Consider the following 15615-nt stretch of genomic DNA (forward strand, 5'->3'; position numbering starts at 1 on the left):
AGTTGCAAATGTCCATCGCCCTATTCCCAAGCATCTTCCTCTAACTGTCTCTCAATTTGAGAAATCGCCAACTTGATCACCGCCTGAACCGCCGCTTCCTCTTCTTCGGTTAATGCGGCTTGTAGAGGTTCTAAGGCAGTGCGATCGCCAATCTTCATCAATGCCAGAGCTGCCGCTTTTCGAGTTTCCCAATCGGTATGATGCAGTAACTCAACCAGGTGAGGAATCGCTGGTTGATAGGTGAGGCTGCCCAAGGCTGCTGCTGCTTCACACCGCACAATTTCAGATGGATCGGTGAGGGCGTTAACTAAAATATTAAATGCTCCTTGTTCAGTGCCTTCTTGAGCAATTTTAGCGATCGCACCCACCACCGCCGCCCGAACTTCAGCCGAGTCTGAGTTAATTTCTCGATATAAATGCTCCTTCGCTTCTGCCCCAATAAATCCTAACGCCCATACAGCATGACCTTTGGCACTTTCTGGATACTCGGTTGACGCTAAGATTTTCAGCAATGCTGGCACAGCTGCCTCACCTATTTTGGCAAGCGCTCCCACCGACGACCCTTTGACCACTGTATCTTCATCATTTAACAGGGCGTTGACCAAGGTGGGAACTGCGATCGGGTCAGCGATGAGTGTCAGGGTTTTGGCGCTAGCTCTTCGCACAACTGGGTTTGGATGATTTGCCACAGCTTCCATCAACAAAGGGGTTGCTGGTTTGCCGATTTTACCCAATGCCTCCGCAAAACTCAACCTAACCATGCCCCGTGAGTCTCCCATACTCTCAATCATCCGCTTGAGTAGCTCTTGGTCATTGGGATTAAAGCTGTTTAAGCCTAATTGCTTACTCACCACTTGAAATAAAGCATCGGTTTCATCATGGGACAGATTTAACGAATCCGTCCCGGATTGAGTTTCGGAGTTGAGCATATAACTTCTAGCTAAATTATCAAGTTGAATGAAGTACTTTGTCAGGTTAGTTTTGAGGGTTTGTAGTAAGTACTTTAGTGCTTGGAAAATAAGGACTTCAGTCCTTATTACGAACTCGCTTACCCATCAATTAAAACTTGACAGACTACTAGTTGCTGACACTCAGGGCAGCCTGTTGCTCGCGGAGTTCCTGGAGAGCAGAATCAATCTTGGCAAGCTCAGGCTCCAGTTTTGCCATAACGCTTACTTTCATCAACTTAGCCCGTTTTGCTGTTTCTGTAGTTTCTTGGACTAGACGTTCCCGATATTGCTCAAGTTCGGCAATGACTTCTGCTACATCTTGAGCGGTGATGTTATTGGTTGTTGTGAGTTCTGAGGTTTGATCCATAACTTTTGTTTCCTAAATGTGTGTTTATATGAATGATGTGTGATTAGGGTTCGAGTATCGTTTGTATTTAGTTACTCGCACTTAGCTGTTACATATAACTGAACAATTGGCAAGAGGCAACTAACTAAATAGCTGACAAATACATATATTGTGATCTTCTCAGATTGCGTTACCACTGGTAAAGCTTTTTGGCGGAAATCTTCAAAAGTTGGCTCGAACTCTATTACAGCCTTCGAGCTAACTTTTGATAAGTCTTTTAGTTTTTTTTGATTGAAAGTGCTTAGGCGTAGCCCGCACTTCTCTACGAGACGCTTCGCGTAGCTTGCTTCCACGAAGTGGTACGGCTGCGCTCAGTGACCGTCGTAGACATCGCACAGCATGATTTAGCACGGTGCAAAAACAGTTCAAGAGGTTTCCTCAAGTGGGAAAATATCCCCTCGTAAGTAGGACTCAAAGTTTTTCTTAAAGTATTGAATGCTCGTCACATTCGGCTCATCGCTTTCTGTTGGCGTGAATTCATAAATTGGTACTTTTTCTCTCGCCAGCTTGACCAAGCTAGGATGAAGTTGCTCAAAAGAATCTACTCTAAATATTGTGGTTTCAAATCTTAATTTAGCTGGATGAGCATATCCTAACTTCATCCAGGGCAACCAAGGACAGTCCCTCGCCCATTTAGCAGGAGGGACTTCAGTTGCATCCGGTCGGCAAGTATTTGATATAAAGTACTCAACTCCCTTAAACTTTTCTCCAGGACAATAGTCTGAATATTTGCTATCTCCTGCTAAGGGATGCGGGTATTCTAAAGGAATTTCCATAACAGAGGTAATATATCCACTACCTTTGGGTATGACAAATTTCTTTGGTTGGACTGAGCCTTGGACAATGCGGTTAGCAATGTGTACTACTGGTACTGGTTGACTTGCTGTTGGTGACTTCCAAAAGTGGAGAATTTCTTGCGTGTTCGGGTCACAAAATAAACCCAACTCTCGATTGATGCGATACCCAACTTCCCCGTACTCAGGATCGGGCTTGAGAAATACTTTGGTAGCATTCATCCCAATAATAGAAAACAATTTTTCCTTTGGCAAGTCTGGTGTTTCTTGCCACCAAATTTCCCCAGACCCAGTTGTAATAAAGCTGTAAACCATGATTTTTTCTGTAAAAATCGAGGTTATTAAATTCGTAGTCATCTAAGTAATCACTCATATTTGTTCCTGCGTAGACGCTTTTGGTAGTTCAATCCCCAAATAGAATTTACCGCTATTTCCAAATCCCCAGTACCCAGTCCCTAGTACGATAGTAAACGTGACCTTTGAGCAATTATCCAAGAGCAATTTACAGATCAATGGATAAACGTTTTTTTAAAATGTTTGGGCTAACAGAAGAACAAGCGATCGCAATTATCGATACACCATTAGAACAACTCGAAGACGCTTCTGATAAGTATATTGCTGTTTCCCATCTAATTAACTTCCCAACAGAGCAATCGATCGCGGCTTTAGTGCGGGCGATTGAAACCAGTAACCCTGATGAGTTAGACCACCGCATTGTTCGACGCAAGGCTATAGAAAGTCTGGGGCGATTGCAGGCCGAATCAGCTTTACCTATAATTCGGCAGTGCCTTAAAGATGATGATATTTATACTGTTGAAAATACCGTGTGGGCGATCGGAGAAATCGGGACTAAAGATCCAGAAATTCTCGAAGAGGTGGCGCAACTGCTCGATAAACCAGGCCAAATCTATCGAGTAATTATTCACACCCTAGCTAACGCTGACTATCAGCCGTCCTTAGAGCGTGTAAATAAATTTACTCAAGTTGAGGATGAACCTACCCGTAGTGCAGCGATCGCTACAGTTTGCCGGTTCACAGGTGACTATTCTCAAATTACTGAGGTGATGGCGCTGCTGCAAAGTTCCAGCGTCAATGCACGGCGCGGTTGCATTCAAGACTTGATTGATTCACACTACTACAAAGCCATTCCAGAAATCGCCCGTTGTCCTGTATCTCTGGTATTTCGGTTGCGAGGATTGCGGATGCTTTTGGATGCAGGTGTCCCCAGTGGTGAAATTACCTTTACAGAAATTCAACCTTACTTAGAGCAAGTACTCTACGATCATCCCAACGAACTTGATCTAGTACATGAGTATGACGCTACCCCAGTACTAGATTTTCTCATTAATGAACTCTACGAAACCGATTTTGGACGCTGCTATTTAGCAACAAAAACCTTACTTGATATCTATCCAGAAGAAGCACCAGCAGCACTTTTAGCAACTTATGGAGATAAGGCATATAACGATTATGGCGCTCATTATCATGTGATGAAACTTTTCGGCTGGCTGAAATATGCTCCCGCTTATGATTTGTTGGTAGAAAATCTGCACAACCGCGAACCCCAGTTTCAAAAATCTCGTGCGGCGTGTGCGATCGCCCTTGGTGAATTGGGTGATTCACGAGCAATTCCTGAACTCAAAATTTGCCTAAATACGCCGATTTGGGATTTAAAATATGCTTGTTTATGGGCGCTAGATCGTTTAGGAGACTCATCCGGTGGGGAAATATGCGATCGCGATCGTGACTGGTTAATTAGGGCAAAAGCGACGAGTTAATGAATAGTTAGGAGTTATATCATGTCCGCTTGAATACTTACTAAACCCGAAGAACCCCACCCCGCCAAAGCTGCGCTTTGTCTCCCCTCCCGAAGAGCGGGGAGGGGTTGGGGGTGGGGTTCTTTATTCTTTACACCCCTAGCACTTCAGGACTTGCTACTCGTGACAGCCTCGTTTAAAACTAACTCTGGTTGTGGTGTCTCCTCTTCTTCTTCTGGCAAACCGTAAATTGACCTGTATAACTTCACGTACTGCTTGGCAGATTGATACCAACTAAAATCTTGACTCATGCCGCGTTTTTGTAGTTCTTGCCATTGGGGTTTGAAACGGAAACCTTCCCAAGCGCGGATCATACAGGTGAAAAGGTCTAGCGGTTCATACCGGTCAAAGCAATAACCAGTACCTGCGACATTTTCAGGGTCATAATGGGTTACTGTGTCAACTAATCCACCTGTACGGCGGACAATGGGCACGGAACCGTAACGCAAAGCCATCATTTGGCTAATACCGCATGGTTCAAAACGACTGGGCATTAAGAAAGCGTCAGTACCAGCGTAGATCCGGCGAGACAGGGCATCGTTATACAGTAGGTAAGTTGCCATGCGTCCGGGAAAGCGGGATGCTAATTGCCACATCTGAGTTTCATAGTAGCGATCGCCTGTCCCTAACAACACAAACTGGGCATCTGTATAAGAAAGGAAGCGATCGAGGATTTGTAATATCAAATCAATGCCTTTTTGTTCCACTAATCGTGTCACAATCCCGATTAAAAAGGCTTTGGAGTTGACTTCTAATCCTACTTCTTGTTGCAGAGCAATTTTGCTGGCTTTGCGTTTCTCTAAACTATCAGCAGTAAAGGTTTGAGCAATATATTTGTCATTTTCTGGGTTATAAACCTCAGTATCAATACCGTTGATAATCCCAGATAACTTACCGCTAATAAAGGACAGCAAACCTTCTAATGTTTCACCGTAAGTAGGTGTCTTGATTTGCTCGGCGTAGGTGGGCGAAACTGTATTTACCTTATTGGCAAATTGCACCGCCGCCGCCATTACATTGTGTCCTTGCATATACCAGGGACACCAAGTAATTTTCTCTAAATACCAACGCCACGGACCTTGATAAGCCAGGTTATGAATGGTAAATACCGTGGTGATATCAGGATCTTGGTGCATCCATACGGGAATCATCCCCGTATGCCAATCATGACAATGAATAATTTCTGGCTTCCAATAATTCCAGGCAAACTCGGCTGCACCATTAGAAAATAAGGTGAACCGCCAGTCTTCACCATCTCCAGAATAAATGTGGCGGGGTAGGAAGGCGGGATGTCCAAATAAGTACAAGGGAACATCAGTACCAGGCAGAATGCTTTCATAAACAGCAAATTCCTGGAACATGGCAGATCCTCGCCAGATGGGTTCTTTGGGAATTTCCATTTTGTCTGGCAGGAAGCCATAGTAAGGCAAGAATATCCGCACGTCATGCCCCATTTCTCTCAAGAATTTGGGTAATGCCCCGACAACATCACCCATTCCTCCTACTTTGGCAATGGGTGCTGCCTCTGCTGCAACAAATAGAATCCGCATGGTAATTTTTGCTTCCCTGAGTCTATATTGTCAAATTAACTCTTTGATCCCGACCAAGGCGATTTGTCGCGTCTTTGGTGCAACGGCGATCAATTCTTATCTAATCACATCGGCTTGCCCAATTGCTTAGGAACCGCGCTGAATCACCGCAAAAATTTCTGATAAAATTTCTTGCGCTCCCTGGTGCCGCAACAGTTCTGCTAGTTCTATGCCTAGTGCTTCAGCATTGTTAGCTTGACCAGTGACGGTATCTTTTACGAACTTTTGACCATCTATACTGGCGACTATTCCTGTTAGAGTCAAATTCTCACCAGATATTTCTGTATTTACACCGATAGGTACTTGACAGCCGCCCTCTAAAGAGCGCAGAAAAGAGCGTTCGGCGAGACAGCGATCGCGTGTTTGGGGATGTTCGATCGCTTTGAGTAGAGATAGCAATTCACTATCATCAGCACGACATTCAATCCCTAAAGCACCTTGTCCAACGGCGTGGAGGGAGATTTCATTGGGTATAACTTGATGAATGCGATCGCTCATTCCCAATCTTTCTAACCCTGCTGCTGCCAAAATTAGGGCATCATATTCGCCTGCATCCAGTTTTGCCAACCGTGTAATCAAGTTTCCCCGGACATCCTTAAATGTAAAGTGGGGGAAGTGATGACGTAACTGTGCTAACCGCCGCAGCGAAGATGTACCAATTAGCGCACCTTCTGGCAATGTATCGATTTGTTTATCTTTGTGTTTTTCATGCACCACTAATGCATCGGCTGGGTTTTCCCGTTCCGTAATTGCCGCCAGTGTTAACCCTTCTGGTAAATGAGTCGGCAGATCCTTGAGGGAATGAACGGCAAAGTCAATCTCCTGATTGAGCATTCCGACTTCAAGTTCTTTAGTAAAAAGTCCTTTATCACCAATCTTAGCTAATGCTACATCCAAGATTTTATCGCCTTGGGTAGACATGGTGTGGACTTCAAAAGTTATATCAGGGAATCTTTTCTCTAGTTGCTCTTGTACCCAATAGGTCTGAACCAGAGCAAGTTGGCTTTTGCGTGAGCCGATCCGAATAGTGCGTGGGGGACTAGAAACAACTGATGTCATAAAACAATATAATATCGCAGGCGATAAATTCACTCTCATCTAGACTACCGTAGTCAGGGACTCATAAGAATTTGGGATTTGGGATTTGGGATTTAGGATTACAATTCTTTACCAAAAGTTTGTTTGAGGAATCTCAAATATATAGAAGGGAGTAGGGAAGCTGGGGACCTCTCTGGGGATAAGGGGTAATGGGACTACAAACCTTGAATTATTCACGCCGCTCTACTTACTCAGGGTTAAGCTGTTGGGTATTTAATTTGTATATGCGATGCGCTCATGTTGCCCGCACTACAATAATTTTACGTTTTCGTGTTATACAATTTAGCTGCACATCAGCTTAGTATACTGGTTAAAAGTAGTAATAATTGACGCATAGTAAAATCCTTATTTTTAAGTATGGAAATTTGATATTTTAGGTAGCGTTGAACTCAGAATCACAGTCGGAAGTGGTATGCTCCACAAATAAGTGTGATGGTTCGCGCTAAGTTTTCTATATTCTGGCTACCAAGACACTCCCGCGATGGAGTTTTGGTTAAAAGAAAAAGACTGCAACCACACGGAATCGAAAGGGGGAAAGCGATCGCTAGTATATATACTTACTACATCAGTCAGAAAAAGGGATGAAGTTTTTTAAGCAAATAAAAACTATATTTTTGTTAGAAGTATGATACTTGCATCTAAAACATTGTCATTATACGTTAAATTACGACAAAACTCTTGCATTTATCATTAAAATAACTGTATTCTTTATAATGTCGAAAAATTTTTTTTCACAAAAGCAATAACAGAGCATAATTTCAGCACATCGGCAAAAGCATTGCCTTGGCAAATCGATAAATATCGGTATTAAACCAAAATATGTATGCCGTTGTCGCTGGGCATGATGAATGATAAATCAAATATTTTTTTTGATGTTTATAGTATACCAAGAAATTCAAAACTTTCCCTGTTTCCTATATCCTACAGGCCATACTAATCTTAACAGAGAAGAGTATCGGCTAAATTTTCTGGGTTCCATCTCTCTAATCGGGGCAAGAAATCTATTCTGTGCTGGCTGAGTTTGGGATTTCAAGACCATTTTATCAACGAATCACAACCAGGAAAATTATGACCTCTTTAGATCCTAATTTTTTTGACATCCCGGACAAAAGCCTAATCATCATCGGCCCAGCCGTTGATGACTATAAAAAGCTAAATGGCAATAACTTGGAAGTCATCTTTAAAGACGTAGTAAATACAGAAGTCAGAACGGTAACTTCAGAAGCACATAAGCTGCTGAAAGTTCCACCGAAGGAATTGTTAGTGCCTCCTGGTGATTTCAATCCGACGCTACTACTGTTTTTTGCATCTGTGACAGTGCTAGTTTTATCTAACTGTGGTTATTGGCTTTGGCAATGGCCAGATTGGCTGTGCTTTAGTTTTAATACTATTGCTTTGCATTGTGCTGGAACGGTAATTCATGATGCTTGTCATCAATCTGCCCACCGCAATCGAGTAATTAATGCCATGCTAGGGCATGGTAGCGCCCTGATGCTAGGGTTTGTTTTCCCAGTGTTTACGCGAGTACATTTGCAGCATCATGCTCATGTTAACCATCCCAAAGATGACCCAGATCATTTTGTTTCTACGGGTGGTCCTTTGTGGCTGATTGCATTTCGATTTTTGTCTCACGAGGTGTTTTTCTTTCAACGACGACTCTGGCGCAAATATGAACTATTGGAATGGTTCATCAGCCGCTCAATTGTGATTGCAATTGTTTATATATCAGTTCAATATCATTTTTTAATGTACGTTCTCAATTTTTGGGTTGTACCTTCTGGTATAGTGGGACTAATACTAGGCTTGTTTTTTGATTATTTGCCCCATCGTCCTTTTGTTGAACGCGACCGCTGGAAAAATGCTCGTGTATACCCTAGCCCAGTTCTTAATATCCTGATCTTAGGCCAGAACTACCATTTAATTCATCATTTATGGACTTCTATTCCCTGGTATAAATATCAGTCTACATACTATGTAATGAAGCCTTTATTAGATGAAAAAGGCTGCTATCAAACTTCAGGATTACTACAAAAGAAGGACTTATTAGAGTTTATTTACGATATTTTTGTAGGAGTTCGGTTGAATCATCAAAAAACTAAAAATGTTGAATCATCAAAAAACTAAAAATAAAGATGAATAATGAATTCGTGAATAAGCTGTTACCCATTTAAGTTCGATATTAACTTATGAGTTTGTCATTAGTCATTTGTAAATAACCAATGACTAATGACTCATCCAAAATTAATACTCCCTTGTCTGGGTTTCCTTTTCATAATTAGGGTCTTCAGTACCCAGCAGTTTGTCCCAGAACGTAAAATACAAACCGTAGTGTACTTTATACTTGCTATGATGCATGGAATGATGCATAGAACCGATAAGCCACCTGCCAATCCAGTAGCTCTTAGATGAGGAGGGAAGTACCTCAAATCCGAGATGGGTAAACACTGCCCACACTGTCATAGTTATCAGTGCAGCAACTAAGGTGATAAAATGCAACGGAACTATGAAGCTTACACCTACAAAGAAAAGTGCTTGGACGATGGCCTCTGGGAAGTCGAACGCAGAGGAACTCCAGGGCGTTGGCTGTCCTGAACGGTGGTGTCCATAATGCATCCATTTAAAAATCAGAGGCTGGTGAAACATCCGATGCATAAAATAAAAATAAGTATCCTGAAGAACTAGCACCGCAATAAAGCTAACTACTAAATACCATAGCCCGTATTTGTATATATCAGTGTATAAAAGCGTTGCTCCCAAACTATACTCTGAGATCATAAACGCTCCACAAATAGCAAAAACCACTGTTGAGAGTACCGATAATTCGATATCCTTTTTAATGGAAGAACTCATCAACGGTTTTAAATGCAAACTCCTGTTGGCGAGGGACTTTCCCAGAACTAAATAAAAGAGCAAGTATGCTCCCCCAGCGATTAGAAAGTATCGGGCAAGAGTGATCAGGAAGAGGAAAAAGCAATAATACCAAAATGAGTGGTTCGTCAATTAGACCCATCCGTAATATTAATTTGGTGAAATGAAAATGTTAATTATGTCCAATTGTTTTGGTCTTCATTGCCAAAAATGGTCAAATTACGATTTTATTTGTTAATCGACAAAATCCACTGCTTATTTTACAACATCAAGTAGTTAAGCTAATATATGTTAATTTTTAATAAAAATTTTTAATAACTTATCGCTGTTCCTAGAAAAGATTTTTGGTCAACTTTAATTTTAGGGTTGATGCTGCGATCGCACATCGCCCTGAACTTGCTCCCCTTTGTCCGGGATTTTCGGCATTTCCCTGATAATTTGGTATCTTCGATTAATCATCCAAGCTTAGTTGTAATTCCTTATGAATCGTTCCGCCTGTCTCATCTTCAATCCTGTTGCGGGTCAGGGCGACCCAGATATAGAACTGGCAGAAATCCGCGCAATATTAGAGCCAGATATTGACCTAGATATTTATCTCACAACTGAAGAAATCGACGCTGACCAACTGGCATATCAAGCGGTAGAGCGAGGGGTAGATGCAATCATTGCTTCGGGAGGAGATGGTACCCTTTCGGCGGCGGCGGCGGCGGTAGTGGGTACTGATATTCCATTTGGGATCATTTCTCGTGGCACAGCAAACGCTTTTGCCACAGCTTTAGGAATTCCTGACACGATCGCAGGTGCATGTGAGACAATTTTGCAAGGAGGAACCAGCCTTGTAGACGTAGCCTATTGCAACGATCGGCCAATGGTACTCTTGGCAGGTATTGGCTTTGAGGCTGAAACTGTAGAATTGGCAGACCGCGAAGCAAAAAACCGCTTTGGGATGATGGCTTACATCTTGGCAGGAATCCAGCAATTAAGAAGCTTAAAAAATTTTGATGTTGAAATTGAAACTGAAGACAAGATCATTAAAACTAAAGCCTGTGCAGTCACAGTAGCAAATGCTGCACCTCCCACTTCAGTCTTAGCTCAGGGACCAGCAGGTTTGATTTATGATGATGGGTTACTAGATTTAACGATTGTAGCTCCAGCAAACAAGGCAGGAGCGATCGCCGCGACATTTCATCTATTTCAAACCGCTTCTACAGGTAACGCCGCAGAGCGGAATGATATTGGTTTCCTGCGAGCCAAACAATTTAAAATTACCACTGAGCCACCACAAAAGGTTGTTCTAGATGGTGAAATCGTGGGCACAACACCAGTAGAAATTAAGTGTGTACCAGCAGGGTTGCGAATTTTTGTGCCATTAGTAGAAGAAGTTGAGCCTACAGAAAAACTAGAGGGACTCCCTAATCTGACTATTGAGATGAAAGATACAGTAGGAGAATGAGGGTATGGGGCATGGGGCATGGGGCACAAGAGGGGAAAGACTTACTGCAACTTCTCCCCTGCTCCCCTTCAATTAAAGATTCAGGAGTAGGTTGCATTGAAACTTGTATCTGATCCGGCGATCGCTAACAAAATTCGTAAAATGAATCAGCGAGTACGGTGGCAAGATCCGTTAATTGTGGAACGGAACATCGACCAAACTCGGCTGGTGTTAGAGGATGGTCAAACAGACAATTCTGAATTCTCATTTTTAGTTGTAGGTGATAGTGGCTCCGGTAAGCATCGGGGTCACAATCCTCAGCGACAGGTAGCTGAACTCATGCTGCCCCATCACAACGAATCCCGTTTTATGCTGCATACGGGGGATGTGATCTATTTAGTGGGGTCGAGTGAATACTACCAGCAGAACTTCATCGAACCTTACCGAGAGTTTATCTTGGGGGGAGAGCATCCGAAACAGATTGCTTATGACCAGATGGTTTTTAAGCTCCCCATTTTACCAGTACCGGGAAATCACGATTACTATAACTTGCCGATTTTATTGAGCTTGGCATCCTTAACAACATTACCCATTCGTCGGCTGTTGCGATCGCGCTTAGACTTAGATGTGGGCTTGCATGGCTCAGGAACCGGTGAAGCTTACGCACGGGCATTTCTCGACTATCTGAAAGCGTTTCCGCTTCCAGGAGAGTTAAACGATCATTTAGATCAGTACTACACAGCCAAGACAGATACAGGTCGTTGTATTTCATATCAACCTGGGCACTTTACCCGGCTTCCCAATCGCTATTACACTTTTCGCTATGGCGGTATTGATTTCTTTGCCTTGGATTCTAATACATTTAACGATCCACCACCGCTACCGAAAACAAGAGAAGGTGATGCTAATCGCAAACTCTTAGAAAAACGTCGTCAAGATTTCGAGCAAGAAAAGCTGCAAATCATTGAAAATTCATCAAAGCTTCGTCCCGAAAATCCCAACGAAGCCGACCAATTAGACGACTTCCACGCCAAGCTGTCACAAATTGAAGAACTTATTGTTGATATCGATAAGCAACTAGCCACTAATAAAACAACGCTGACTGATACCGAACAACTAGACTGGCTCAAACAAAGATTAATTGCATCTTGGAATAATTCTGAAGTTCGGGGAAGGGTGATTTATTTCCATCATCCTCCCTATGTAACTGAAGCGACGAAGTGGCAACAAGCCCAAACTCTAATTATTCGCGATCGCCTCCGTGGTGTGTTGGATGCGGTAGCTAAAGAAATCGGTTCCCTAACTCAGGGGCGTTCCTTGGTGGATTTGGTATTAAACGGTCACGCGCACTGTTTAGAACACCTTGAAACAATGGATACAGGACACGCTGATTCTGGTATTCACTGGATTGTTTGTGGTGGGAGCGGGTTTAGTTTGCGCCGCCAACGGATTGAGGGAGCAGATTTAATGGAGGATAATAAATTAGTGGCGCGATCGCATCTCTTCATTGGTCGCAACGGTCAAGGTTCTCAGAAGCGACGACCTTATTCAGGTTTACGCATTGACGTTAAAGGCGATGGACAACCTAAGTTTATTGTCCGTCCTTTGGTTGCCGAATGGTATCAGCGCCAATGGCATAATCGTGAACTTGAGCCATTGATTATCTAGTGATAATGTCTCATTAGTTACGAGCGCTGAAAAGTTCGTAGTCAGGACTTTAGTCCGAGATTTTTAAGCACGAAGTACTTACTACGAACTCAGCAAAACAAGAGAGGCTTTGAATGTTACTTCCCTTCCCAATATATAAGGGAAGGAGTTGAGGGTTAGGTATCTATTAGACTCAACTCAGAAACGCTATATTCGCAGCTCCAGATTAAGAAATCTACATTCCTTATTCTTCTGGCTCTAAATCGGTTTCTTCCTCTTCATCTTCTTCACTGGCTTTAGCTACGGAGTTAGCAGAAACAACAGCACCTTTATCTAGCTTTTCACGCACCAATTGCTTAATTTGTTCAGCAAATTCAGGTTTTTCTTCTAAATACTTAATGGCGTTGTCTCGTCCTTGGGAAACATTCTCACCGTTGTAACTATACCAAGCTCCTTTGCGGATAATAATGCCAGTTTCTTCTGCTAGATCAACAATACAACCCAGAGTAGAAATACCTTTACCAAAAATAATGTCAAATTCCGCTATTCTAAAAGGCGGCGCTACTTTATTTTTGGCGACTTTGACTTTAACGCGATTACCATATTCATCTGTACCTTTTTTCAAGGTTTGAATTCGGCGAATATCCAACCGCACCGAAGCGTAAAATTTCAATGCGTTACCGCCAGTAGTAGTTTCTGGGCTACCGTAAGTAACACCGATTTTTTGCCGCAACTGGTTGATGAAAATTACTGTACAACCAGATTTACCAATATTTCCAGTAATTTTACGCAAAGCTTGGCTCATTAACCGTGCTTGCAAACCAACGTGGGTGTCACCCATATCACCTTCAATTTCAGCACGGGGAACCAGTGCTGCTACTGAGTCAATGACTACAATATCAACCGCAGCAGAGCGAACCAGCTGATCGACAATTTCCAAAGCTGATTCGCCAGTGTCAGGTTGGGAAATCAGCAAATTGTCAATATCTACACCTAATGCAGCAGCATAAGTAGGATCAAGGGCGTGTTCAGCATCAACAAAGGCAGCAATACCACCATTTCTTTGCACTTCGGCGAGGGCGTGTAGCGCTACTGTAGTCTTACCGGAACTTTCAGGCCCATAAATTTCAATTACCCGCCCCTTGGGTAAACCACCACCCAATGCTAGATCCAAGGTGAGCGCCCCACTAGAAATCGTCTCCACTCGCATCCGGGTAGCATCGCCCAGGCGCATAATTGCTCCTTTACCAAAGCTTTTTTCAATCTGGTTAAGCACCATAGTCAGCGCTTTCTGCTTGCCAGAAGTATCGGTGTTGATAGCCATTTCTGCCTCTAATGCCTCTAAATATATGGTTTTAACGAGTGTTAGCTTCTGAGTCTGAGTAGAACAGATATACTATTTTAACCAGAAAATTCTGGAATAGGACTTCTTAAATCAAAAAAGGGGTGTGACAAGATCGTAACTCGATCGCTACCACATTAGGGTAGTTCTGCACAATTATACCAACTTGCATTCAGAGATAGCTAAACCGCCAACTACGCTAAATACACCAACAGAGGAGAAATAATTATTAAGTGCAAGCTCACAGAGAATTAGTATAAGTTCTCTGATTCCAGGTGTTTGAGCGTTTTGTCAACGAGAGTCCAGTTTCAGTGATGGTTCGTGGGCTTTTAGAGAAAGCCCTATGTCCTCAAATCCTAGATGAACTGTTTGAGCGTAGTGCAAAAAAACCCAATACACTCGTGAGTTATTATTCTCTACGTTCGTCAATTTAATGAGCCTTGTCGTCTGCGGAATTCACCCATCAGTACATGCAGCACATCAAGCATCAGTTGAGGAAATTGGTGTTTCAGTGACATCAGTCTACAACAAAATCAATGGTATCGAACCTAGTACCAGTGGAGAATTAGTCAGAGAGGTTATCGAGTCAAGATTATTGACGGTAACGCGATCGCTAGCAGCGAACATCGCCTAAAAGCATTACGTGAAATTAGTAGTGCCCCATTACCAGGTCAATCCTTGGTCGTACTTGACCCAAGCTTGATGCTGGCAGTGGTCATGCCCAAGAGGACTGATCTCAAGAATCGACCTCATGTCTCAACTTATAAGATTGTGAACCAGAAAAAACAGGAAAATAACACACCTTGAAAGGGCTAGTCCTATAATTATATTTGTCCTACTGGGATTAATAGTTGTATTTGAGAGCGATCGCTATACCTCTAATCGCTAATTCGCTGGACAAAGCTAAACAATAAGTACATATTCTGCTATAGTTTTCCTATCGCTAAATATGTAAGAACCTTTAGGATGCAGCTAACACTCTGGGAGTTTGTTTGCGAACCCTCAGACGATGGCTACCCTCTCTTATAATTAATCACCTGGTCTAATCGTGGCAAAGCACTCACTGCTGACTCTCGAATGTATGGATCAACAGATTCATCATTTGTCAATGCCGTCAGCACTTCCACCCCTCGGATATCACCCATCGAACCGAGTGCATTGACGATCGCTACAGCCACCGCCACATTATCGATTGTTTTTAGAGCTTCACTTAAAATCTCAAAGGCAGGAGAACCAATTTCACCCAGCGCCATCACTGATGAAATATAAACAACAGGATTTTGGTCATTGAGCGCTGTTTTCAATCCCTGTAAGCCCTCAGTCGGGAAGGGAACATCGGGATGGTTAGCAGCAACTTGTGCCAGAGCTTTAGCACAGCTACCCCGAATGGTCGCATTATCGCTATTTACTAATGACTCTACCAGTAGCGGTACAGCATCTATACCAATAGCACCCAGTGCCTTGACTGCTGCTCGACGGTAGGTAACATCTTCCTCATCCAAAATACCCATCAGCCGAGGAATGGTATTTTCATCACGGACATCAGCTAGTTCCCACATAGCTCGTTCCCGCAGATTCGGGTTGGGGTGTTTTAACTGTTCAAATAGAGAATCTATTGTCATAAAATAAAATTTCCCTGTCTAAATCCCCCAATTTCAATCATGAATTACGA

General features: G+C 42.8%; 13 protein-coding genes. 5 read left to right on the forward strand and 8 right to left on the reverse strand.

All coding sequences use genetic code 11. The annotated features are described in order from the left end of the window. Positions 1 to 20: 20 nt before the first annotated feature. The 3 genes from V7K97_RS04990 to V7K97_RS05000 form a co-directional block, all read right to left on the reverse strand. Positions 21 to 929, reverse strand: a complete 909-nt coding sequence (locus tag V7K97_RS04990; RefSeq protein ID WP_334799575.1) for a HEAT repeat domain-containing protein — start codon at positions 927 to 929, stop codon at positions 21 to 23. A 148-nt stretch (positions 930 to 1077) separates the two neighbouring features. Then, positions 1078 to 1317, reverse strand: a complete 240-nt coding sequence (locus V7K97_RS04995) for a hypothetical protein (protein ID WP_334799576.1) — start codon at positions 1315 to 1317, stop codon at positions 1078 to 1080. 404 nt (positions 1318 to 1721) lie between these two features. Continuing rightward, positions 1722 to 2507 (reverse strand): DUF1838 family protein, encoded by a 786-nt coding sequence (locus tag V7K97_RS05000; protein WP_334799577.1) that lies wholly within the window; start codon positions 2505 to 2507, stop codon positions 1722 to 1724. Between the two features lie 155 nt (positions 2508 to 2662). Between V7K97_RS05000 and V7K97_RS05005 the strand changes: the two genes are divergently transcribed. Continuing rightward, complete coding sequence (locus V7K97_RS05005) at positions 2663 to 3928, forward strand: HEAT repeat domain-containing protein (RefSeq protein ID WP_334799578.1); 1266 nt, start codon at positions 2663 to 2665, stop codon at positions 3926 to 3928. A gap of 146 nt (positions 3929 to 4074) precedes the next feature. Here V7K97_RS05005 and glgA read toward each other — a convergent pair whose 3' ends face one another. Both glgA and hemC read right to left on the reverse strand, forming a co-directional pair. Continuing rightward, entirely contained in the window at positions 4075 to 5517 is a 1443-nt protein-coding gene (gene glgA, locus V7K97_RS05010; RefSeq protein WP_334799579.1) for a glycogen synthase GlgA, read from the reverse strand. Positions 5518 to 5643: 126 nt separating this feature from the next. Further along, entirely contained in the window at positions 5644 to 6615 is a 972-nt protein-coding gene (gene hemC, locus V7K97_RS05015; protein ID WP_334799580.1) for a hydroxymethylbilane synthase, read from the reverse strand. A gap of 1107 nt (positions 6616 to 7722) precedes the next feature. On the opposite strand from hemC, the gene crtR reads away from it, so the two are divergent. Beyond that, a complete protein-coding gene (gene crtR, locus V7K97_RS05020; RefSeq protein WP_334799582.1) occupies positions 7723 to 8778 on the forward strand; it encodes a beta-carotene hydroxylase in 1056 nt (351 codons plus the stop codon). Positions 8779 to 8895: 117 nt separating this feature from the next. On the opposite strand, the gene V7K97_RS05025 is transcribed toward crtR, so the two are convergent. After that, a complete protein-coding gene (locus tag V7K97_RS05025; protein WP_334799584.1) occupies positions 8896 to 9429 on the reverse strand; it encodes a sterol desaturase family protein in 534 nt (177 codons plus the stop codon). Positions 9430 to 10003: 574 nt separating this feature from the next. Here V7K97_RS05025 and V7K97_RS05030 point away from each other — a divergent pair. Then, on the forward strand, positions 10004 to 10975 hold the full coding sequence (locus V7K97_RS05030) for a YegS/Rv2252/BmrU family lipid kinase (protein WP_334799585.1): 972 nt from the start codon (positions 10004 to 10006) through the stop codon (positions 10973 to 10975). Positions 10976 to 11071: 96 nt separating this feature from the next. Next, positions 11072 to 12622: a metallophosphoesterase family protein gene (locus V7K97_RS05035; RefSeq protein WP_334799586.1), complete on the forward strand. Its 1551-nt coding sequence runs from the start codon at positions 11072 to 11074 to the stop codon at positions 12620 to 12622. A gap of 223 nt (positions 12623 to 12845) precedes the next feature. Here V7K97_RS05035 and recA read toward each other — a convergent pair whose 3' ends face one another. Continuing rightward, complete coding sequence (gene recA, locus V7K97_RS05040; RefSeq protein WP_334799587.1) at positions 12846 to 13925, reverse strand: recombinase RecA; 1080 nt, start codon at positions 13923 to 13925, stop codon at positions 12846 to 12848. Between the two features lie 451 nt (positions 13926 to 14376). Between recA and V7K97_RS05045 the strand changes: the two genes are divergently transcribed. Continuing rightward, positions 14377 to 14577, forward strand: a complete 201-nt coding sequence (locus V7K97_RS05045) for a hypothetical protein (RefSeq protein ID WP_334799588.1) — start codon at positions 14377 to 14379, stop codon at positions 14575 to 14577. Positions 14578 to 14956: 379 nt separating this feature from the next. Here the strand turns inward: V7K97_RS05045 and V7K97_RS05050 are convergent, their stop codons facing one another. Further along, entirely contained in the window at positions 14957 to 15565 is a 609-nt protein-coding gene (locus tag V7K97_RS05050) for a HEAT repeat domain-containing protein (RefSeq protein ID WP_334799590.1), read from the reverse strand. Positions 15566 to 15615: the final 50 nt, after the last annotated feature.

The sequence above is a fragment of the Nostoc sp. genome, assembly GCF_036917815.1.
Lineage (GTDB): Bacteria > Cyanobacteriota > Cyanobacteriia > Cyanobacteriales > Nostocaceae > Nostoc.